The 22,035-nt window shown below is 38.7% G+C and carries 16 protein-coding genes and 1 rRNA gene (1 of these 17 only partly in view); 2 read left to right on the top strand and 15 right to left on the bottom strand.

Annotation, left to right across the window (positions count from 1 at the left end; translation table 11 throughout):
* From IGI65_RS04015 to pth, 14 genes are all read right to left on the bottom strand, one after another.
* A 16S ribosomal RNA gene (locus tag IGI65_RS04015) occupies positions 1 to 1,381 on the bottom strand; it reaches 178 nt to the left of the window's first position.
* Between the two features lie 590 nt (positions 1,382 to 1,971).
* Complete coding sequence (gene lysS / locus IGI65_RS04010; RefSeq protein WP_438773308.1) at positions 1,972 to 3,471, bottom strand: lysine--tRNA ligase; 1,500 nt, start codon at positions 3,469 to 3,471, stop codon at positions 1,972 to 1,974.
* A 162-nt stretch (positions 3,472 to 3,633) separates the two neighbouring features.
* Positions 3,634 to 4,647 (bottom strand): tRNA dihydrouridine synthase DusB, encoded by a 1,014-nt coding sequence (dusB, locus tag IGI65_RS04005; protein WP_438773307.1) that lies wholly within the window; start codon positions 4,645 to 4,647, stop codon positions 3,634 to 3,636.
* Entirely contained in the window at positions 4,647 to 5,528 is an 882-nt protein-coding gene (hslO, locus tag IGI65_RS04000; protein WP_438773306.1) for an Hsp33 family molecular chaperone HslO, read from the bottom strand. Before hslO ends, dusB begins: the two co-directional genes overlap by 1 nt.
* 226 nt (positions 5,529 to 5,754) lie before the next feature.
* Positions 5,755 to 6,252, bottom strand: coding sequence for an LURP-one-related/scramblase family protein (locus IGI65_RS03995; protein WP_071865162.1), 498 nt, complete (start codon positions 6,250 to 6,252; stop codon positions 5,755 to 5,757).
* A gap of 110 nt (positions 6,253 to 6,362) precedes the next feature.
* Entirely contained in the window at positions 6,363 to 8,489 is a 2,127-nt protein-coding gene (ftsH, locus tag IGI65_RS03990; RefSeq protein ID WP_438773305.1) for an ATP-dependent zinc metalloprotease FtsH, read from the bottom strand.
* 155 nt (positions 8,490 to 8,644) lie between these two features.
* Positions 8,645 to 9,190 carry a hypoxanthine phosphoribosyltransferase gene (hpt, locus tag IGI65_RS03985; RefSeq protein WP_071865164.1) on the bottom strand — a complete coding sequence of 182 codons (546 nt, stop codon included), beginning with the start codon at positions 9,188 to 9,190 and terminating at the stop codon, positions 8,645 to 8,647.
* A gap of 34 nt (positions 9,191 to 9,224) precedes the next feature.
* Positions 9,225 to 10,601, bottom strand: a complete 1,377-nt coding sequence (tilS, locus tag IGI65_RS03980; protein ID WP_438773304.1) for a tRNA lysidine(34) synthetase TilS — start codon at positions 10,599 to 10,601, stop codon at positions 9,225 to 9,227.
* A gap of 180 nt (positions 10,602 to 10,781) precedes the next feature.
* Positions 10,782 to 11,231, bottom strand: coding sequence for a S1 domain-containing RNA-binding protein (locus tag IGI65_RS03975; RefSeq protein WP_071865166.1), 450 nt, complete (start codon positions 11,229 to 11,231; stop codon positions 10,782 to 10,784).
* A 43-nt stretch (positions 11,232 to 11,274) separates the two neighbouring features.
* Positions 11,275 to 11,736 carry an FtsB family cell division protein gene (locus IGI65_RS03970; RefSeq protein ID WP_438773303.1) on the bottom strand — a complete coding sequence of 154 codons (462 nt, stop codon included), beginning with the start codon at positions 11,734 to 11,736 and terminating at the stop codon, positions 11,275 to 11,277.
* 78 nt (positions 11,737 to 11,814) lie between these two features.
* On the bottom strand, positions 11,815 to 12,078 hold the full coding sequence (locus IGI65_RS03965; protein ID WP_095006029.1) for an RNA-binding S4 domain-containing protein: 264 nt from the start codon (positions 12,076 to 12,078) through the stop codon (positions 11,815 to 11,817).
* Positions 12,079 to 12,115: 37 nt separating this feature from the next.
* Entirely contained in the window at positions 12,116 to 13,717 is a 1,602-nt protein-coding gene (locus tag IGI65_RS03960) for a putative polysaccharide biosynthesis protein (RefSeq protein WP_438773301.1), read from the bottom strand.
* Between the two features lie 112 nt (positions 13,718 to 13,829).
* Positions 13,830 to 17,357, bottom strand: coding sequence for a transcription-repair coupling factor (gene mfd / locus IGI65_RS03955; protein ID WP_438773300.1), 3,528 nt, complete (start codon positions 17,355 to 17,357; stop codon positions 13,830 to 13,832).
* A gap of 246 nt (positions 17,358 to 17,603) precedes the next feature.
* Entirely contained in the window at positions 17,604 to 18,176 is a 573-nt protein-coding gene (pth, locus tag IGI65_RS03950; protein WP_438773299.1) for an aminoacyl-tRNA hydrolase, read from the bottom strand.
* Between the two features lie 399 nt (positions 18,177 to 18,575).
* Here pth and IGI65_RS03945 point away from each other — a divergent pair, with 399 nt between their 5' ends.
* Together IGI65_RS03945 and IGI65_RS03940 are read left to right on the top strand one after the other, a co-directional pair.
* Positions 18,576 to 19,565 carry an L-lactate dehydrogenase gene (locus tag IGI65_RS03945; protein ID WP_071865172.1) on the top strand — a complete coding sequence of 330 codons (990 nt, stop codon included), beginning with the start codon at positions 18,576 to 18,578 and terminating at the stop codon, positions 19,563 to 19,565.
* Positions 19,566 to 19,825: 260 nt separating this feature from the next.
* The gene (locus IGI65_RS03940; RefSeq protein ID WP_412256814.1) at positions 19,826 to 21,226 is read left to right on the top strand and encodes a L,D-transpeptidase family protein; all 1,401 of its coding nucleotides are present in this window, start codon (positions 19,826 to 19,828) and stop codon (positions 21,224 to 21,226) included.
* Positions 21,227 to 21,349: 123 nt separating this feature from the next.
* On the opposite strand, the gene IGI65_RS03935 is transcribed toward IGI65_RS03940, so the two are convergent.
* Complete coding sequence (locus IGI65_RS03935) at positions 21,350 to 22,033, bottom strand: YoaK family protein (protein WP_438773298.1); 684 nt, start codon at positions 22,031 to 22,033, stop codon at positions 21,350 to 21,352.
* Positions 22,034 to 22,035 lie beyond the last annotated feature (2 nt).

Genomic DNA, 22,035 nt, shown 5'->3' with positions numbered 1-22,035 from the left:
GTGCTGATCCGCGATTACTAGCGATTCCGGCTTCATGTAGGCGAGTTGCAGCCTACAATCCGAACTGAGAGAAGCTTTAAGAGATTAGCTTAGCCTCGCGACTTCGCAACTCGTTGTACTTCCCATTGTAGCACGTGTGTAGCCCAGGTCATAAGGGGCATGATGATTTGACGTCATCCCCACCTTCCTCCGGTTTGTCACCGGCAGTCTCGCTAGAGTGCCCAACTAAATGATGGCAACTAACAATAAGGGTTGCGCTCGTTGCGGGACTTAACCCAACATCTCACGACACGAGCTGACGACAACCATGCACCACCTGTCACTTTGCCCCCGAAGGGGAAGCTCTATCTCTAGAGTGGTCAAAGGATGTCAAGACCTGGTAAGGTTCTTCGCGTTGCTTCGAATTAAACCACATGCTCCACCGCTTGTGCGGGCCCCCGTCAATTCCTTTGAGTTTCAACCTTGCGGTCGTACTCCCCAGGCGGAGTGCTTAATGCGTTTGCTGCAGCACTGAAGGGCGGAAACCCTCCAACACTTAGCACTCATCGTTTACGGCGTGGACTACCAGGGTATCTAATCCTGTTTGCTCCCCACGCTTTCGAGCCTCAGCGTCAGTTACAGACCAGAGAGCCGCCTTCGCCACTGGTGTTCCTCCATATATCTACGCATTTCACCGCTACACATGGAATTCCACTCTCCTCTTCTGCACTCAAGTCTCCCAGTTTCCAATGACCCTCCCCGGTTGAGCCGGGGGCTTTCACATCAGACTTAAGAAACCGCCTGCGCTCGCTTTACGCCCAATAAATCCGGACAACGCTTGCCACCTACGTATTACCGCGGCTGCTGGCACGTAGTTAGCCGTGGCTTTCTGGTTAGATACCGTCAAGGGATGAACTTTTTACTCTCATCCTTGTTCTTCTCTAACAACAGAGTTTTACGATCCGAAAACCTTCTTCACTCACGCGGCGTTGCTCGGTCAGACTTTCGTCCATTGCCGAAGATTCCCTACTGCTGCCTCCCGTAGGAGTCTGGGCCGTGTCTCAGTCCCAGTGTGGCCGATCACCCTCTCAGGTCGGCTATGCATCGTGGCCTTGGTGAGCCGTTACCTCACCAACTAGCTAATGCACCGCGGGTCCATCCTCAAGTGACGCAAAAGCGCCTTTCAAATAATAAACATGTGTTTACTATTGTTATGCGGTATTAGCACCTGTTTCCAAGTGTTATCCCCCGCTTGAGGGCAGGTTACCCACGTGTTACTCACCCGTTCGCCACTCCTCTTTTTCCGGTGGAGCAAGCTCCGGTGGAAAAAGAAGCGTTCGACTTGCATGTATTAGGCACGCCGCCAGCGTTCGTCCTGAGCCAGGATCAAACTCTCATAAAAAGTGTTTGAACAGTCATCAGACTGTTAAGCTCAATAAAATTAACTTTGCTAGCTATTGCTTGCATGTTGTTTGCTTCTATAATAGAAGCGCCCTACACATTGGTTCGTTTGCTTGCTTTGTTCAGTTTTCAAAGGTCTACATCGCTGCTTTTTTAAATGTTTCAGCAACTCTTATATCTTATCAGTTGACGTTTTATTTGTCAACTGTTTTTTTCAAAAAGTTTTAAAAACTTTTTGAAATGATATTTCATAAAAGTGCTGTTCACTAAGCAACTTCGTTAGTTTACCAGTCGTTTTGGCGCCTGTCAACAAGTTTTTTTGTTTTTTTCAAAACTTTTTTTCTTGTTGCGTTTAAATTTTTACGTCGCTAACGGACAAGTAATAATATACCAACTAAATCTTATCAGGTCAACGATTTTATTGATATTTTTTTACTTTTTTTCATATCCGATTAATGCATAGACGCACTAGCAAAATCATTCGGCAATAAAGCTTTTTCAGTTTTATTATCTTGCTATTTTTCCATTTCATAAGCAAAAAAATAGATGTAGAAAAACCAATATTTATCGGCTTTTCTACATCTAGACTTTTTAACGCATCGTTGGGAATAATAAAACGTCACGAATTGATTGCGCATCGGTTAAAAGCATCACCAAACGGTCAATACCGATACCTAAACCACCAGTTGGCGGCATACCGTATTCTAAAGCTTCTAAGAAGTCTTCGTCTACACCATGCGCCTCATCATCGCCAGCTTCTCGTTGTTTTTCTTGATCTTCAAAACGAGCTCGTTGATCGATTGGGTCGTTTAATTCAGTAAAGGCATTCGCAAATTCACGACCGACAATAAATAACTCAAAACGGTCAGTAAAACGTCCATCTTCTGGATTTTTCTTCGCTAGTGGGGATACTTCAACTGGATGACCATAAATGAACGTTGGTTGAATTAAAGTATCTTCGACAAATGTTTCAAAGAATTCATTAATAATATGGCCAACTTCCATTGCATCTGTAATCTCCACATTATGTTCTTTTGCTAAAGCACGGGCATCTTCTAGTGACATTTCTTGCCAGAAATCTACACCAGTTTGTTCCTTAATAGCATCTAGCATATGCATCCGTTTGAATTCAGTATCCAAATCAATAGTTTGACCATCATAGCTAATTTTGCCTGTACCTAAAACTTTTTGGGCAGCGTTACGAATGATGCCTTCTGTTAAATCCATAACATCGCGATAATCTGTATATGCCGTATAAACTTCAATCATCGTAAATTCTGGGTTATGGGTTGTATCGATCCCTTCATTACGGAAGACACGACCGATTTCATATACTTTCTCCATACCACCAACAATTAAACGTTTCAAGTGTAATTCTAAAGCAATTCGTAGATATAAATCCATATCTAATGCGTTATGGTGCGTAATAAATGGACGTGCAGCAGCACCACCAGCTTGATTGTGTAAAACAGGCGTTTCCACTTCTAAATAGCCTAAACCATCTAAATAGCGGCGAATTTCACTGATAATTTGGCTTCGTTTGGTAAAACGTTCAAAACTTTCGCGATTTGAAACTAAATCCAAATAACGTTGACGGTAACGTTGTTCAACATTGGTTAGACCATGATATTTGTCTGGTAAAGGACGCAATGCTTTTGATAACAAAATAAATTCACGCGCTTTAATAGAAACTTCACCAGTGTTAGTTTTCATGATTTGACCTACAACACCATAAAAGTCACCTAAATCAGCATGTTTAAATAATTCATAGGCCTCTTCACCGACTTCATCTTTACGTACATAAATTTGCACTTGGCCTTCGCGGTCTTGTAAATGGGCAAAACCAGCTTTACCTTTGCCTCGTTTAGTCATCATTCGACCTGCTACACTAGCAGATAAATTCATTTCGCTTAGTTCTTCTTTAGTCCGTTGATCAAACATTTCATGTAGTTCTGCGGAATTATGAGTGCGTTCGAAACGTTTTCCGAAAGGATCGATTCCATCGGCTTGCAGTGCTTCCATCTTCTGGCGACGCACCAGCATTTGATCGTTCAATTCTTCTTGGGTTTGTTGCTGTTGTTCCTCAGTCACGCGTTTTCCTCCTTGATTTTTAGTTGAAGTAGCTATTAATAAACATCGCTATGAAACTTCGATTCTGCTAGCTACTATAACTCTCTAGTCTATTCTTCCTTATAATGCCAATGAAACCAAAAAAAAGCAAGCCGAAAATCAGTTTCGGCTTGAAAAAAAGCTTTAATCCTGTGCGTTTGCCACCAGATTTTGCTCTTTTGTTTTTGCAATAAAATCGTCCAAAATTGTTACAATCGTTGCCTGGTCTTCAGCTTGGTTAATGGCGACTTTGGTTTTAGCCGCTCGTGAAATACCTTTTAAGTAATAGGCAGCATGTTGGCGAAACTCTCTAGCTGCCACCATTTCACCTTTTAAATCAACTAAACGTTGCAGATGAACTTTGGCTGTTTCAATTTTTTCAACCGGTGTGGGCTCATCGATTAATTCTCCAGTTGCTAAATAGCGTTCAGTTCGGTGAATCATCCAGGGATTACCTAAAGCCGCTCTACCAATCATCACACCGTCTGCACCGACTTCATCTAGCATTCGTTTTGCATCTTGCGGTGTTTTCACATCACCATTTCCCATAAATGGAATGCTGATATTTTTCTTCACTTCTTTTAAAATATCCCAGTTGGCTTTACCTTCGTACATTTGCACGCGCGTACGCCCATGCATCGCAATGGCAGCTGCCCCACCAGCTTCTGCCGCTTTAGCATTTTCCACTGCAAAAACGTGTTCATCATCCCAACCAATTCGCATCTTAACTGTAACAGGGATATCTACTGCACTTGTGACAGCAGATACCATTTCATGCACTTTATTAGGATCTAACAGCCACTTGGCTCCAGCTTCTGCTTTAATGACCTTATTTACTGGACAGCCCATATTAATATCAATAATATCTGCCGTGGTGTTTGCTGCGACAAATTGGGCAGCTTCAACTAACGAATCTTTATTGCCACCAAAAATTTGTACACTTAAAGGATGCTCGTTTTCATCAATATAAAGCATCTCCAATGTTTTCTTATTGCGAAAATGAATACCTTGATCACTAATCATCTCACAAACAACTAAACCAGCACCAAATTCTTTAACGGTAACCCGAAAAGCTGCATTGGTAATGCCTGCCATTGGCGCTACCACCACACGGTTAGGAATTTTGATATTTCCAATTTGCCACGTTTGATCTTGCATTATTTTGTTGCCTCCTGCATTAAAGCAGTTAAATCCGCTTCTGTATATTCGTATTTATTGCCACAAAAAGCACAGACTGCTTCTGCACCGTGATCTTCTTTAATCATCGCTTCAATTTCAGCTGGCCCTAACGCAATAATTGCTTCAGCAAACTTATCTTTTGAGCAATCACATTTAAATTGGACGGGTTTTTCTTCTAAAATCATTAAATCAGTATCCGGCAATAATGTATCCAAAATTTCTTCTGGCTTTTTACCAGCGTCTAATAAATCAGAAACTTTAGGCATATTGGCCAAATTCGTTTCAATTGCGGTCACAATTTCTTCGGTTGCCCCTGGCATCATTTGTAACATAAAGCCGCCAGCAGTTTTAATGCTATCATCAGTATCTACTAATACACTTAATCCCACCGCTGAAGGAATTTGTTCTGAAACTGCTAAATAATAAGTGAAATCCTCACCTAATTCACCAGAAACAATGGGGGTTTGTCCAGAAAATGGTTCTTTTAAACCTAAGTCTTTAATAACTGTGAACATTCCGTTTGTGCCGACTGCTCCGCGGACATCAATTTTACCTGCCCCATTTAAAGGTAAACTCAAATGTGGGTTTTTGATGTAACCTTTAACATCCCCATGACCATTACTATCAACAATAATCGCCCCGGCCGGACCGTCGCCTTCTACTTTGACGGTTAATTTATCATCACCTTTTAAAGTGGCCCCAAGCAACAAGCTCCCCACCAACGTTCGGCCTAATGCCGCAGAAGATGTATTCCAAGTATCGTGTCGTTTTTGCGCTTCTGTTACTGTTTGGGTAGCATCCACTGCGTAAGCCCGCACTAAACCACCATACGCTAATGCCTTAATTAAATAATCACTCATGATTTTGCTCCTTTTATCGTTTCATATTCGCAACAAGTTAAAGATAATCTCTCACTTAGATCAGCCAACAATGGCTAACATTGCATTCATTTTTGAATCATACAAGGAAGTTTCATTTTTTTCAACTTTCTGTGGTTGAATTAATAAAAAAGTATGAAAACTCAAATAAAAAAAGAGACCACAACAAATCTAATTTTGTCATAGTCCCTTTATTTATTTTAGCTTATTAAGTAGAAGCTGATGCGGCCGTAGCATCATCGTCTGCTTTCACGCAATCAATCGCTACTACTAGGGCAATGATCATTTTTTCATAACGCTCATCTTGAATCGTAACCTCATAAGTATCTCCAAAAGAAACCCAACGTTTATGAATCTCCGCAATTTGCAGGCCGTCTTTTACCACCTCAAAATCCATATCCCACCAGTTTCCTTGTACACTAATACCTTCTACTTCAATGTGATAGCGGGCTTTAAACAAGGTCAATTCTTTTTTGATGACAATATCAGAGTAACCGTCAATTGTAACGGTAAATTGGGGCAAAAGTGCTAATATTTTTTTAGTAATCTCACCAATAATTTGATCATTTCGATCATAAATCGTAAATTGCTTAGGAATCTTCAAAAAGCTGCCTTGAACGTGATAAATCATTTCTTGATTTGCATCGGTCACGTTAAATTTTTCGCCGATGCTAAAAACTTTTTGCTTAATATAAAGCTTACGCATAACAACATCTCCTTTTCAAAGTTTTTAGACTAAAGGGTTTTAATAGCCAAAATTAGGATGAAAAAAGACGCAATAGCCAAAAACTATCACGTCTTATTTTTTAATAAAGATTACGCATCTTTATCTGTTTCATCTTTTTCTTCTTTTAATTCATCCTGCACTTCTTTTGTTTCTTCTTCAGGATGAAGTTTTGTTTCTTTAGCCTCAGCATCAAAGTAATCTTTCGCTTCTTTGAAATCTTGTTTTTCTTCTGCTTGTTTTTGTGCATCTTTTTCTTCTAAAGCACGTTTTGCTTCTTCGAAAGTTTGCGCTTTTTCAGAAGGATATTCTTCTGTTTCAGTTCCTTCTGGCATTTTACCTTCTTCAAACAATGATTTAATCGCTTTAGCATCTAGTGTTTCATATTCTAATAATTTTTCAGCAATCAATTTATGTTGCGCCCGGTGTGCTTCAATAATTTCACGGGCTTTTTGATGTGCTTCGTTTAAAATTCGACGTACTTCTTGGTCGATTTCATAAGCCACTTGTTCAGAGTAGGCTTTGGTTTGACCATAGTCACGACCAACAAAGACTTGATGGTTTCCTTCATATTGAACAGGACCTAATTTATCACTCATACCATATTCAGTTACCATACTACGAGCAAGACCAGTTGCTTGTTCAAAGTCATTGGAAGCTCCGGTAGATTTCACGCCGAAGATGATTTCTTCTGCTGTTCGTCCCCCTAAAAGGCCAACAATTTGTTCAAACATATCGTCTTTTGTCATTAGCATTTGATCTTCTTTTGGTAAAGCGATCATGTAACCACCAGCGCGACCACGTGGGATAATCGTTACTTTATGAACGATACGCGCACGAGATAGCACTAAGCCTACAATTGTATGCCCAGCTTCATGGTAAGCCACCATTTCTCTTTCACGTTTGCTGATGACTTTGTCTTTTTTGGCAGGTCCAGCAATGACGCGGTCTTCTGCTTCATCGACATCGGAAGCATCAATTTTTTTCTTGTTACGACGAGCTGCCACTAAAGCTGCTTCATTTAATACATTTTCCAAATCAGCACCAGCAAAACCTGGTGTTTGTTGGGCCACAACTTTTAAGTCTACATCGTCAGCTAACGGTTTGTTCCGTGCGTGAACCCGTAAAATGGCTTCACGACCTTTGACGTCAGGACGACCAACTAAAATTTGACGGTCAAAACGACCTGGACGTAATAACGCTGGATCTAAGACATCAGAACGGTTAGTTGCAGCAATAACGATAACACCTTCATTGCCATCAAAACCATCCATTTCAACTAACAATTGGTTTAAGGTTTGTTCACGTTCATCGTGACCGCCCCCCATACCTGCGCCACGTTGACGACCGACAGCATCGATTTCATCAATAAAGATAATCGCAGGTGCATTTTTCTTGGCAGTTTCAAACAAGTCACGTACGCGTGATGCCCCAACACCGACGAACATTTCAACAAAGTCAGAACCAGAAATAGAATAAAACGGTACGCCCGCTTCACCAGCTACGGCTTTAGCAAGTAATGTTTTACCAGTTCCGGGAGGTCCTTCTAATAATACCCCTGCTGGAATTCTAGCGCCTAGTTCCACAAAACGGCGTGGATCTTTTAGAAATTCAACGACTTCAACTAATTCTTGTTTTTCTTCTTCGGCACCGGCTACGTCAGAAAAACGCACACGGTTAGCTTTTTTATCTGCTTCTTTGGCTTTTGATTTACCAAAGTTCATGACACGGCCGCCACCGCCGCCTTGTTGTCCCATCATCATATAAAAGAAGAAAATGATGATTACAAGAGGCAAGAAGGTCATTAATAATGAAATCCAAAGACCACTATTGGACTCTTCTTTGATTACTGTTTTCACGTCTTCTTGATCCGCTAAGGCAGTAACTTCTTTTAGTGTATTGTCGTTAGGTAAAATCGTTGTGGCAAAGTGTGTTGATTCACTACTTGTTTCGCCCCAAACTGTTAACCCACTGTTGTTTTCTACTTTTTGTTTGTCTTTGTATTCCCCGGTAATCTTATACACTCCATTAACCGGTTGTACACTAAACGACTTCACTTTACCGTCTGCTAGTTGTTGACGGAAAGTAGAGTACTCGATATCTGGCGACTGTTGGCTATTATTTCCAAATAAGAAATAAACCACCGTAATCATGGCCAAAAGCACGAGTACATAGTATAAGGTATTTTTTAACATACCATTATTACCTTTTTTGTTCATGCTTGCCCTCCTTAATTAATTGAAAGCTTTTTTACGATAAAACGTTATTTCAAAACAACGATTAACCAATAAAAAAAGGTCTTTCAAATACTTTTTGTGTGATTTTTATCAATCCTGACCATTTTATTGTATCACAAGTCATTTCAATTAGCGGATTAATTTGATTCATAAACGCTAGGTTTTAAAACGCCTACATAAGGCAAGTTGCGATACTGCTCCATGTAGTCTAAACCATAGCCGACGACAAATTCATTTGGCACGTCAAAGCCAACATAATCCGCTTCAATATCGACTACGCGGCCTTCTGGTTTGTCTAACAAGGTTACAATTTTAACTGAGTTGGCTTTGCGGTATTTAAACAAATCCACCAAGTAAGCTAAAGTACGACCGCTGTCGATAATATCTTCGACAATTAAAAGGTCACGCCCTTCAACATTTGTATCCAAGTCTTTTAAAATTTTGACTTCCCCAGAAGATACGGTTGCATTTCCATAACTTGAAACATCCATAAAATCTAATTCCAAATAGCAATCCATTTCACGACAAATATCTGCCATAAAATTAATTGAACCTTTTAAAACGCCAATCACAAGTGGATTTTTATCCTGATATTCCATAGCGAGTTGTTCCCCTAGCTCTTTGCAGCGGGCGTTGATTTCTTCTCGTGTTACAAGCACTTTTTCAATATCTTTTGCTAACATATCGGTCTCCTTATTTACTATCACCAAAGATAGATTATTGGTATTTATAAAGCAGTCTGTAGTGTATTTTATCAGTTTCTACAGCAATACTCAAATAAGAAAAAGCAATTGGCAATACTGCCAAAACGTGATTGTTCACATCGGTTATAACCCAGGTTTTCTCGCGGATATCATTTGGGACTTTTTTATCAATTAAAATCCGACTAACCTTTTTGCGTAAACTTTTAGTCAGTTGGATCCGATCCCCATCAACTCGTTTTCTGATAATCACCTTATTGGGGAAGTTTAATGCCAAAGGTTGACTGATTTCTGACCAAAGTTTGACTTTTTCGGGAAGATTGACTTTTTCTGTTATTGGCACAATGGCTAGCCACTCATTTTCCGATAAAAAACCACTCTCACCTACTTTAAAATGAAAAGTTTTAGCGCTATGATTGCTAATTTTTTTACCAATCGTCAGTTTTTCATACATTTTTACGACACGCCAGCCAGCCGCTATATCTAATTGCCACTGGGCTTTGTCTTCTCCTAGTAGTTTTACAATTTTTTGTAAATTGTCTTCACTAATGGATACATCATATTCCCGTTTGATTTTTTGAGCTAAATATTGCAACGTAAAATAGCGCTCTCTTTTTGGTAAGATCAAAAACTCTTTAACAGTAAAACTTATCGTCGCTTCTTGTTCGGTTAGATATTCAGAACACCACTTGCGCGCCTTTTCTTCAATTATCTCTTCAGCCCAAATTAACTGTTGTGAAAGTTGTTGGAAATGAGCTAAGATTTGATGATTTTCACTTTTCAACAAAGGCACCACTTGTTGGCGGAGTCGATTACGTTGGACATCTAAATAGTAGTTACTTTCATCTTCAAAATAAGGCAAGTTTTCTAAGCTAGCATAACTATAAATTTCTTCTTTACTAAAAGATAATAGTGGACGAATTAATTTTCCTCCAGCAAAAGCCTGACGCATTTTAATTCCCATTGCGTTTTTTAATTGACCATCACGAATCATCTTCATCAACATTGTCTCCAATTGATCATCCGCATGGTGGGCTGTCATCAGTGTATCAAAATAATAATCTTGCATCAGTTCTTCAAAAAAAGCATAGCGAAAAGTCCGGGCTGCCTCTTCAACGCCCGCATGGGGAACATCTTCCCATTTGCGTTCATAAAAAGTAATCGCATGTTCTTGGCAATACTGAGCCAAATCTTGCGCTTCTTTAGTTGAACTTGGCCTTAGTTGATGATCGATATGGGCCACCCCAATGAAAAAATCATATTTTATACGCATCTTTTCCATCAGCCGCAAAAGAACAAAAGAATCCGCCCCACCAGAAACCGCCAATAAAATTCTACTGCCTTGTTGCCAAAAGCTGTTCTTATTGCCTAGCTGTTCAAATTCTCTTTCCATCTTTGACTCCTTTATACTTACAAAATTCTCCCTTTAAATAAACCCCACTAAAAAGTGTCTATTTGCTAAATAAAGAAAGACTTTTCATTCTTGTCAAAAAGCAATTACAAAAAAATAAAACGATAAATAAAATAAGAAAAGCTGCACAGCCAGATTGGCGGTACAGCTTTTAACTAAAAATTAACTGCGACGGCCGCCACGACCACCACGTTTGCCTTCTGTGTTACGTCGTAGTGAAGATAGGCGATCATCACTATCTTTTAAAAACGAACTCATTAATGAATCGAAGTCTTCTTTTTTATTGGCGTTTGCACTTGGCCCTTTAGAAAATGGCTTCTTAGGAGCTGGACGACGATTTGGTTCTTTTTTGAATTCTTTTTTCTCTGTTTGTGGTTTATCTAAAGCTTTCCGAATGGATAAACCAATCTTGCCGTCATCCCCCACAGATGTTACCAACACCGTTACTTCATCACCGACTTTTAAGACATCATTAATATCTTTTACAAAGCCATCTGATACTTCACTGATATGCACCAAACCAGTTTTACGGTTGCCCAAATCAATAAAAGCACCAAAATTGGTAATCCCCGACACTTTTCCTTGCAGCTTAGCTCCTACTTCGATTGACATAAAAGAATTGTTCCTCCTAGTTTAAACCTGAAATTTATATTTACTACTCTTCAGCAGTAGATGACCCATTAGTACGATCGATGGCTTTTTCCACTTTGGCGTCGTCTTGCTCGTTTGTATTTTGATTTTGGCCGGCAATTGGATAAACTTTCTCACCATCTTTTGAGTAGTAAAAACGGCTACGGGCAAGTTTTGCTACGTAGTCTTCATCTTTTAATAATGCCACCTCTTTTTTTAGTTGTGAAACATTATCTGAGACGACTTTATTATCAGCTACAGCCTCTTGTTTAATTTCTTCTAACTTCACCAGTCGTTGATGATCTGAAAAAAGTTGAAAGCCTACAAAAATAAAAATTAAGCAAGTAATTGTTAAAAGCAACGTTAACCGACGACGTTTAAAAACCACTTGACGATGTTGTTCTTGATATTTAGCGATTTGTTTTTTGACATACTCGTTATCAAGCTGTTCAACATTTTTATCGCGGCCATTTATCACGTCTGTCACGTCCCTTCTCATACCTTAGCAAAATGGATAATCCAAAATTAATTATAGCAACTTAAACTAGGCTTGTCTAATGAATTTCTAGACATTTTCAATTCTTGTTTCGCTTATAATTTCATACATTTGTGCAGCATCTTCTTTTTTAGTTGATTCGTGTAATTCCAAAACTTTAATTTCTAAAGTTTTATTACCAAAACCAATTTTTAAAACATCGCCAACTTTTACCGTACTAGAAGATTTTGCTAACTTGCCATTTACTTGAATACGGCCCTTATCTGCAACTTCTTTAGCGACAGAACGCCGTTTAATGATCCGTGAAATTTTTAAAAATTTGTCTAAACGCATAACTTTTCCTCATCTTCTTTCCACAAAATTTTTTCGTTTATTTTTTTAATTGTAATAATTTTTTACCAAAAGGCAGTAAAAGCCACTCTCTTAAGGTGAAAAGATCAAATTTTATCGCAGCTTTTAGAAAAGCAAAACCGCCCACCACAACTGCCAGTAACGTGACAAAAAGCGCGCCAAAACGCGTATTAAAGCCACCTAAGAAAGCTACACCCAAGTAAAAGAGCATCACTGCCCCACTCATAACCAATAGACACTTACAAATAATTTTAATAAATGCCCGTTCTTTCCAAAATAGATTAATCTTTTGATTTTCTGCTTTAATTAAACGCCACAACGTCGCCACCAAGCCCAAAAGAGTACCTAAACTTGCGCCTAAAGTGCCCATTGAAGCTGTTAAAATAATGGTCGTGCCCAATTTGACGACTAAACCTAAAACAGCAGCTTTTAAAGCCGGACGGAAATGATTTTGACTTTGAGCGACAGCTTGATAGGCTTGAATTACGGCCATTAAAAAGACCGAAAAAACAAAAACTTGTAAGACGTCATTTCCCGCTTGATCTTTAAATAATGCATAGTTTAAAGAAGGCATCACCAGCGCTAACCCAAATGAGGCAGCCAGAGAAATACTTGTCGTTAGACGCAAATAGATTTTAGCTGAATTTTGAAAGAGGCGCTCGTTACGTGCTACTAAATATTTGGTTAATGCTGGTAAGAACGTTGAACTTAAGGCAGCCGCCACCACTAAGCCTAATTGTACCATGGGTTGCCCTCTATCATAAACACCCTTAGAAACTTGAGCTGCTTGTGTGTTAAGCCCAAACGTTTGTAACTCATTTGCAATCACAAAAGAGTCAATTAATTGAAATAAAATTAAAAAGCCCGTATAAATCGACAACAAGCCGCCTTCAATAACAAAACGGCGCAGTAATTTTTTGTCCACTTTACCAAAGTGAAAATCTTTTAATAGGTTCAAACTGACTCCACTGATTTTCTTTTGGTAATAAACTAACAGTATCACGGCACCCAATCCGCCTGCGACAGCGCCACTCATTGCGACAGTTCCCGTTTCATACACATCTAAAAACCCGGCTTGAAACAACAAGGCTGCAGCAATGATTACACCGACACGCACAAACTGTTCTGCCACTTGTGAAACGGCACTTGGTACCATTTGAAGTTGACCTTGGAAATTACCCCGATAAAAGGCTAAAAAAGGCATTAGTAAAAAAGTAAAGGAGACTACCCGAATTAAAGGTGCCAAAAGATTATTACCCATAAGAGCGGCAATAATCTCTGCGCCAAAAAAGGTCACACCCCATAAAATCACACCACAATAAAAGACAACCGGAATTAATTTTTGAATCGCTGTTTTCTGTAGCTTTATGCTGTTAATTTCCGCGATATATTTGGAGATAAACTGAGGTAAACCTGATAACGCTAACGTCATGGCTAAGCCGTAAATTGGATAGACTTGTTGGTATACATAAAAGCCTTGATCGCCCACTAAATTTTGTAACGGTACGCGATAAATCGCACTTAAAACTTTGGCGATAAAAGAAGCGACAGTTAGTACAAAAGCCCCTTGCATCATTTTTTGCATTTGATTTTTATTATCCTTTGTACTTTCTGTCTTCATCTTTTCACCTCTTTAGCTTGACGTTTTTTTATAGTGTGCCTGACTTTTTCTTAAAAAAACATAAAAATTCAATTTCTTTAGCGAAAATAAAGCAATTTTAAACTTTACTAATTTATTTTTCGACAATCGCTTGTTTATATTTTTCTTCTCGTAACGCTTTGATGAATTCTTGAATTTCGTGGAGCCAGATTGCCTGAGTCATTTTAGGACCAATCGTTAAGGTAATAGTCATTTTTTCTTGATTAACCGCCATAGCAGCTTTCATTTTAGTGGCAGACAATGCTTCAAATAATTGTTCTACAGTATAAGTTTTGGTTCCAACTTTACTCAATGTAACTTTTATTTGTTGGCCGATTTTACGAATACTGTCCAATAAAGCACGATCGCCATCCATTTTAATTTGCCCAATGGTCAATAAGTGGGCAACTTCATCGGGATATTCACCAAAACGATCCAGTAAATCATCTTGTAATTCATCCAGTTGTTCTTCATTTTCTAATTCACGAATACGTTTATACACTTCAATTTTTTGCCGTTCATCGGTGATGTAAGTTCCTGGCAAGTAGGCATCAATCCCTAAATCAATCTCCACTGATGTCTTCTCACTTTGAATATTTTTGCCTTGTTTGCGCGCTACTGCTTCTTCTAACATTTGCGAATACATGTCAAAACCAACCGCATCAATAAAGCCATGTTGTTGCGCCCCTAGTAGATTTCCTGCCCCGCGAATCGATAAATCTCGCATAGCAATCTTAAAACCTGAGCCAAGTTCGGTAAAATCTTTAATCGCTTGTAGTCGTTTTTCACTGACTTCATTTAAAATCTTTTGCGGTTCATACATAAAATAAGCATACGCTACGCGATTACTCCGACCCACACGTCCCCGCAATTGATATAAAGTCGATAACCCCATGTAATCCGCATTTTCGACAAACAGCGTATTTACATTAGGAATATCTACACCTGTTTCAATAATGGTGGTGGTGACTAAAATATCGTATTGTCCTTCAATAAAGTCTAACAAAGTGTTTTCCAATTGAATTTCAGTCATTTGCCCATGGGCATAACCAATTCGTGCTTCTGGAACGAGGACTTGTAATTCATCCACCTTTTTCTCAATCGTCTCCACCCGATTATACAAATAAAAAACTTGCCCATCCCGGGCTAATTCCCGCTGAATTGCTTCTCGAATAGCACCGGGATTTTTTTCCATCACATAAGTTTGAATTGGATAACGATTTTCCGGTGGGGTTTCAATGACAGATAAATCTCGTACTCCCAACATGGACATGTGTAACGTTCTAGGAATTGGGGTTGCCGTCAAGGTTAAAACGTCTACTTGTGAGCGCAATTGTTTTAAGCGCTCTTTATGTTTTACGCCAAAACGTTGCTCTTCATCAATCACTAATAAACCCAAATCAGAAAATTTCACGTCTTGTGATAATAAACGATGCGTTCCCACCACAATATCCACTTGTCCGGTGCGTATTTGTTCTAATGTTTCCGCTTGTTGTTTTTTAGTTCGAAAACGGCTAAGTAAGCCAATATTAACCGGAAATCCTTCAAATCTATCTAACATCGTTTCATAATGCTGTTGCGCCAAAATCGTAGTTGGCACTAAAAACGCAACTTGCTTACTTTCTTTAATTGACTTAAACGCGGCGCGTAACGCCACTTCTGTTTTGCCAAAACCAACATCTCCGACTAACAGGCGATCCATCGGCTTTGGTTTTTCCATATCCCGTTTGATTTCAGCCGCACTTCTTAGCTGATCATCTGTTTCAGTATAAGGAAAAGCATCTTCAAATTGTTTTTGATATGCGTCATCTGGCCCAAAAGCAAATCCCTTTTCTGACTCTCGTTTGGCATATAGTGCAATTAAATCATCCGCGATATCTTCAATTTTACCGGAAACTTTCCGTTTAGTTTTACTCCATTCACTGCCACCTAATTTATTAATTTTTGGCGTTTTTGATTCAGAAGCCACATATTTTTGAATTAGATTTAATTGCGTGACTGGGATAAATAATTTGTCATCATTTTGGTATAAAATCGTGATGTAATCTTGGTGAACGCCATCCACTTCTAGCGTTTCCATGCCAATGTATTTACCAATCCCGTGATTAGCGTGAACGACATAGTCCCCTGGTTTTAATTCGTTGTAACTTTTTAGACGTTCCGCGTTAGTAATAGTTTGGCGCCGAGCCCTTTTACGTTTTACTTTTTGAAAAATTTCTTTTTCTGTTACCACGACTAAGTGATCTTGCGGCATTTCAAATCCGCTTTGTAAGCTGCCAACGACAATTTGGCTGCGACCGGTAATCAATTTATCAGCTTTAGTGACTGGCGCATAAATCTCATGGTCACGAAAATTATGATCTAATTTTTTGGCCCGTTCATCATCTGCCACTAAAAAAAGGACGGTCTGTTGTTGTTTTTCCCACCGATCCAATTCGGCCTTTAACAAGCCCATCTGACTGAAAAATTGTTGCATCGGGCGATATTGAAAATTCCAAATTGCGCCAAAACGCAAATTGCCCATCCCCTTTTGAAATAAGGCAAAAAAGCTGGTGGTAAACAGTTCTTTTTGGAAAAATTGATGCACATCAATGCCGAATTTTTGTTCACTAAAAACCCGCAACTCGCTGATTTTTTGAACTTGCCACTCGCCTTCTTCTCGTTCGATCTCGCGATTAGTTTCCATAATACGCGGATAATCATCCACCATTAATAGCGTATCTTTATTAAAGTAATCCACAATCGTTGTTGGTGTGTCATAAATTAAATCGAGATAGAAATTGACATTTTCCCCCGGTTCGCCTTTTAGCCATTCATTTTGTAATTGACCAAAATACTCGCTTAAAAATTCTTGGTCTGTTTTTTCCTTGGTAACTGCCAAGCGTTTTTCTAAGACCGTTTGCAAATTTTTGGCACCATTTGCTAATTCTTCTGGGGTAAAAACCAACTCACTGGTCGGACTAATAGCAACTTTTTTGACATTTCCTAATGAACGTTGGGTCTCCACGTCAAAATAGCGCATGGAATCAATTTCAACATCAAATAGTTCCATCCGCACCGGATATTCTGCATTTAAAGGATAAATATCAACAATACTGCCACGAATACTAAACTCACCAGGTTTTGCAATCATACTTTCTCTTTGATAGCCCATTAAAACTAACTGCGCTGGCAGTTGGGCCAAATCCAGTTCGTCGCCGATTTGCCAATGTAGTTGGTAGTCTTTCCAAGTCTTAGGCGTAGGTAAATATTTACGTAATGCCGCAACTGGCATAACATAAATTCCCAGTTCATTTTGTGAAATCGCATTTAGCGTTTGGACGCGTTCTGCTTTGGCTTCTGGCGAGGCAAAGGCCATTTCTGCTGACAATACTTCATCAACTGGAAAAGCAAAGACCGCTTCTGTCAAATTACGTAAATCTTCGACTAACTGATTGGTATAATATAAATTCGGTGTTACAACTAAAATCGACTTTTGCAATTTTTTAAAAGTACTAACAAGCGCTAAAGTTTTAGCCGATCCAGAAAGACCTGTTAACAACTGGCGTTTGCTATTTTTTTCTAACTGTTCTTGCCATTGATCGATTTGGGCTACTTTATCAAACAAACCCAGCAAATCCATTTTTTTGCCTCCTTAAGCAGTTTTAACTAATCATCTTATAAGCAGGACCAGACAAATTAACTTTCATTTTTTTGATTGAAGTTATTGTCATCCTCAGCTAGATCAGTTTAAAACTCGTTTTTTTACTCCACATTAAAAGATCGCTTATCACAGCCACAAGACCCTATCCTTATTACTTCTGCACTACTCTATTTGGCTTTAGGTTACTTGGAACATCTTATCGCGAGGGAGCAAATCTTTTTAAACTTATTTAGCTGAATTAAATTTATTCATCGTGTTAATAAAATCATCGGTTTTTAAATAGTCTTCTAATGCAGCGACAGCTTGGTCAATACTTGTTTCAATTAAAGGTAAGTCAGTTTGTGAAAAAGGACTTAGTACATGATTAACAACTGTCATATTTTGTGACGGTCTACCAATGCCAATTTTAATTCTATCAAAAATTTGGCTTCCTTTTAAATGTGAAATAATGCTCTTAATACCATTATGACCTCCGGCTCCTCCTTTTTGGCGCAAGCGAATTTTTCCCACCGCTAAATCCAAATCATCATAAACTACAACTAATTCTGCTGGTAAGACCCCCAAATAAGTCATTAGTGGTCCTACTGCTCGACCAGAGTCATTCATAAAAGTTTGGGGTTTTAACAAAATAATTTTTTCGCCCCCAACAAAAAACTCCCCTTGTTCTGCTTCAAAACTATTCCGCTTAAACGTTACATTGTATTTTTCCGCCAAACGATCCACAGTCATAAAACCGACGTTGTGTTTTGTTTTTGCATATTTCCCCCCGGGATTTCCCAGGCCTACAATCATCTTCATTTTTATTCCTCACTTTACTTTTACGAGTAAAACACGCCAAAAGGCCAGGCGATAACTTATCCCCTAGTCTCACTTAGCGTTTAAATTGCAATAATCAAACTGCAAATCATTTCGTTAATACTACATTAATTAAAAAGTTTTTATTACTGTACTGTTTTAGTATTATAACACAAACCTAAAAATTCACTAAAAGATGCAAGCGCTCTTTAGCTTTTTTTAGAGATATTTCGTTTAAAACCCTTTGCTCAAATTAAAACAAACTTTTTATTTAATGTAAGTGCTCACAAAAAGAAACAGGCAAAAAAACTGTATTATATCGAGCTAAAATGGATGACAAACGCAAGATGAAATGATAGGATTGCTTGTGAAGGAAATAATCTGAGAAGGGATGAAACAAACATGACAGAAAAAAGTGCTTTATTGAAAGACCACCAAAAAGTTATCTTAGTAGGTGACGGTGCTGTTGGTTCTAGTTATGCTTTTGCACTTGTAACTCAAAATATCGCCCAAGAAGTTGGGATTGTCGATATTAACGTCAAAAAAACTGAAGGCGATGCATTGGATTTAACTGATGCCCTAGCTTGGACTTCTCCTAAGAAAATTTATTCAGCTACTTACGCAGACGCACACGATGCCGATTTAGTTGTAATTACTGCTGGTGCACCTCAAAAACCAGGTGAAACTCGCTTAGATTTAGTTCATAAAAACTTAAAAATTAACCGCGATGTTGTTACTCAAATCGTCGCTTCAGGCTTTAACGGTATCTTCTTAGTTGCCGCTAACCCGGTTGATATCTTAACTTACTCAACATGGAAATTCTCAGGTTTTCCAAAAGAACGCGTAATCGGTTCTGGTACTTCACTAGACTCTGCTCGTTTCCGTCAAAAAATTGCGGAATTGGTTCATGTTGACGCACGTAACGTTCACGCTTACATCTTAGGTGAACATGGTGACTCTGAATTTCCAGTTTGGTCTCATGCCAACGTTGCCGGCTTACAAATTTACGAATGGATCAAAAATAATCCAGATGTCGATGAGGAAGCAATGGTTAACTTATTCTTTAGTGTTCGTGATGCTGCTTATACTATTATCGATAAAAAAGGTGCAACCTTCTATGGTATCGCAACAGCCTTAGCTCGTATCACTCGCGCAATCTTAGATGACGAAAATGCCGTCTTCCCATTATCTGTTTACTTAGAAGGACAATATGGCTTAAACGACATTTATATCGGTGCTCCAGCTGTTATTAACGCCCAAGGGATTCAACAAGTAATTGAAATTCCATTAACTGATTCTGAACAAGATCGTATGAACGCTTCTGCTGCTCAATTGAAAAATATTGTCGATGAAGCTTTCAAAAAATTAGAAGAAGAAGATGCAGCTAAATAATTTCTAATAAAAATATATTTTATCTTTTGCCTGACGACAAAAATATCGTCAGGCTTTTTTTAGCTTAATTTCAACACTTCCTCACTTTTCATTTAAAGATCTTTATTTATTTCATTAAAGGTAGACTTAATAAAAAATATATTTCTAAATTTTTTATTGTCTTTTAAGCATAATCTTCGCTTTTTTCACAATCTATGCTATGATATTCTCGATATAAATTATACATTTATTATAAAATAAACGCTTTAAGGAGATATCTGATGACTAGAGCTTCTCGCCACAAAAAACATACTAAAGTGATTCTTGCTATTTTTTTAGCCTTGCTCGTTATTGCCGGCGGTGCTTATGCCGTGCGTAGCTTCCATTATAGCGATCACTTCTTACCCAATACTAAAATTAATGAAACAGATATTGCCAATCTGACTGTCAAACAGGCCAATGAAAAACTAAAAGGCGCTGCCGATGAACAGACTTTTGACATTCAAGACAATGGCCAAAATTGGCAATCCATCAAAAAAGTGGATCTCGGCTTAAAAACAGATTACACCAAAGATTTAGAAAAAATCAAAGAGGCCCAAAACCGTTGGAAATGGGGCGTAGCTTACGTTTTTGCCGATAGTGATGACAAATTAGATGGAATCGCAGTCGACCAGACACAACTAGATAGCGCCATAAAAACAATAGAGACCCAATTAAATGATTTAAATAAAAATCGGACAAAAACCAAAGATGCCACTTTAACAAAAGGCGCAGACGGCTTTACCATTACTCCGGAAGTAGAAGGTAATTCCATTAATGTTGCAGCGGTGGTAGCAGATATCAAAAAATCAGTCAGCAGCAATAAAGACAATCTTGAGTTGACCGATTACACCGAAAAACCAAAAGTTACCGCTAATGATACGAATTTACAAGATGAACTTAACGCACTAAATAAAGTGGCCCAAGTTCAAGCAAACTACTCCATTAACGGCACAGATTTTCAAATTCCGACTGAAACAATTATGGACTGGTTAGAATATAAAGACGGAAAAGTTACTTTAAATAAAGAAAAAGTTACCAATTATGTCACTGATCTTGGTAAGCAATACAATACAAGTAGTAATCCTACAACTTTCAAAAGTACGCGACGTGGTGATGTCACTGTGCCAGATGGTACTTTAAGTTGGACTATTCAAACCGATCAAGAAGTCGCTGCTTTAACTGAACAACTAATGAAAGGCGAAGACTTCACCCGTTCACCAATTGTTCAAGGTAGTGCAACAGCTGATAAACCACTTGTGGGCAATACGTATATCGAAGTCGATTTAGAAAATCAACATATGTGGTATTACAAAGACGGTGCAGTAGCACTAGAAACAGATATTGTTTCTGGTAAACCAAAATCACCTACCCCAGCTGGTGTTTTTTATGTTTGGGATAAAGCCCGCGATGAAACATTACGGGGTAAAAATGATGATGGCACCAAATATGCGAGCCCAGTTGATTACTGGATGCCAATTGATTGGACCGGTGTTGGGATTCACGATTCTGATTGGCAACCTGCCTATGGTGGCGACCTTTGGAAAACCCGTGGTTCCCACGGTTGTATCAACACACCACCTGATGTTATGGCAAAACTTTACAATATGGTGGAAACTGGGACACCTGTCCTTGTCTTCTAGTTATAAAAAAACCTCTTCTATTTTAAGAAGAGGTTTTTTAATTAAGAAAAACAAAATGACAACTTTACATTATAAGCGACAAACTAAGCCCACTTTAGAAACGGTTTCTAAAGTGGGCTTAGTTTATTCCTGATGATAAATCGTCAGACCCAATACACCAAATAATAATAGTGCAACGAGCCAGATAGCTTTGCCTGCAAAAAAAGTAGCAGAAAGGGTGCTTAAAATTGCTCCCAGACAAAAAGAAAAAATAATCGTAGCAGTATATTTGATTTTAAAACTGGCCGTCGGATCTTTTTTGAAAAGATATTGGTAAAGGTAATCCGCTATCGAACGCAAATTTCCTGTTGTCATGGTTGTGGCGTAAGGTAAACCTGCCAAACGACGATAAGTCGCAAATTGAATCGCCGCAAAAAATGACAACGCAGCGTTAATAAATAAATTATGAGCAGAGTCTGAAAAAACACCGACACAAAATATCCCCACAGCTTCAATTGCCACCGCAACATTTTGCCAAACGAGGCGCTTATGGGCAAAACGAAATTTCAAGATATTAGTAAAAAAGATCCCCAGTAAAAACATGGCAATGGGAAGGACATAACGTAAAATACGGCTAAAATTACCTTGTGCTAAATTTAGGCCTAGCAAAATTACATTTCCTGATTGCATACTTGCAAAAACTTCTCCGTGAAATAAATACGTATAGGCATCTAAAAAACCGCCTGCCATCGCCAACATTACCCCGACCGGTAAACTTTCATGAATCGCAATGCGATCGTCTAGAAGTTTAAATTTTGGCAACTGCATCT

It is taken from the genome of Enterococcus sp. DIV0755b (genome assembly GCF_051713765.1).
Taxonomy (GTDB): Bacteria; Bacillota; Bacilli; order Lactobacillales; family Enterococcaceae; genus Enterococcus_C; species Enterococcus_C canintestini.
Note: the sequence above shows the minus strand (reverse complement) of the source record. Positions and strands in the feature narration are given on the sequence as shown.

Excerpts from the sequence above, each read along its gene's own strand:
- dusB (WP_438773307.1), bottom strand. The coding sequence starts at position 4,647 with ATGCAAGATCAAACGTGGCAAATTGGAAATATCAAAATTCCTAACCGT.
- hslO (WP_438773306.1), bottom strand. The coding sequence starts at position 5,528 with ATGAGTGATTATTTAATTAAGGCATTAGCGTATGGTGGTTTAGTGCGG.
- IGI65_RS03995 (WP_071865162.1), bottom strand. The coding sequence starts at position 6,252 with ATGCGTAAGCTTTATATTAAGCAAAAAGTTTTTAGCATCGGCGAAAAA.
- ftsH (WP_438773305.1), bottom strand. The coding sequence starts at position 8,489 with ATGAACAAAAAAGGTAATAATGGTATGTTAAAAAATACCTTATACTAT.
- hpt (WP_071865164.1), bottom strand. The coding sequence starts at position 9,190 with ATGTTAGCAAAAGATATTGAAAAAGTGCTTGTAACACGAGAAGAAATC.
- tilS (WP_438773304.1), bottom strand. The coding sequence starts at position 10,601 with ATGGAAAGAGAATTTGAACAGCTAGGCAATAAGAACAGCTTTTGGCAA.
- IGI65_RS03975 (WP_071865166.1), bottom strand. The coding sequence starts at position 11,231 with ATGTCAATCGAAGTAGGAGCTAAGCTGCAAGGAAAAGTGTCGGGGATT.
- IGI65_RS03965 (WP_095006029.1), bottom strand. The coding sequence starts at position 12,078 with ATGCGTTTAGACAAATTTTTAAAAATTTCACGGATCATTAAACGGCGT.
- IGI65_RS03960 (WP_438773301.1), bottom strand. The coding sequence starts at position 13,717 with ATGAAGACAGAAAGTACAAAGGATAATAAAAATCAAATGCAAAAAATG.
- mfd (WP_438773300.1), bottom strand. The coding sequence starts at position 17,357 with ATGGATTTGCTGGGTTTGTTTGATAAAGTAGCCCAAATCGATCAATGG.
- pth (WP_438773299.1), bottom strand. The coding sequence starts at position 18,176 with ATGAAGATGATTGTAGGCCTGGGAAATCCCGGGGGGAAATATGCAAAA.
- IGI65_RS03945 (WP_071865172.1), top strand. The coding sequence starts at position 18,576 with ATGACAGAAAAAAGTGCTTTATTGAAAGACCACCAAAAAGTTATCTTA.
- IGI65_RS03940 (WP_412256814.1), top strand. The coding sequence starts at position 19,826 with ATGACTAGAGCTTCTCGCCACAAAAAACATACTAAAGTGATTCTTGCT.
- IGI65_RS03935 (WP_438773298.1), bottom strand. The coding sequence starts at position 22,033 with ATGCAGTTGCCAAAATTTAAACTTCTAGACGATCGCATTGCGATTCAT.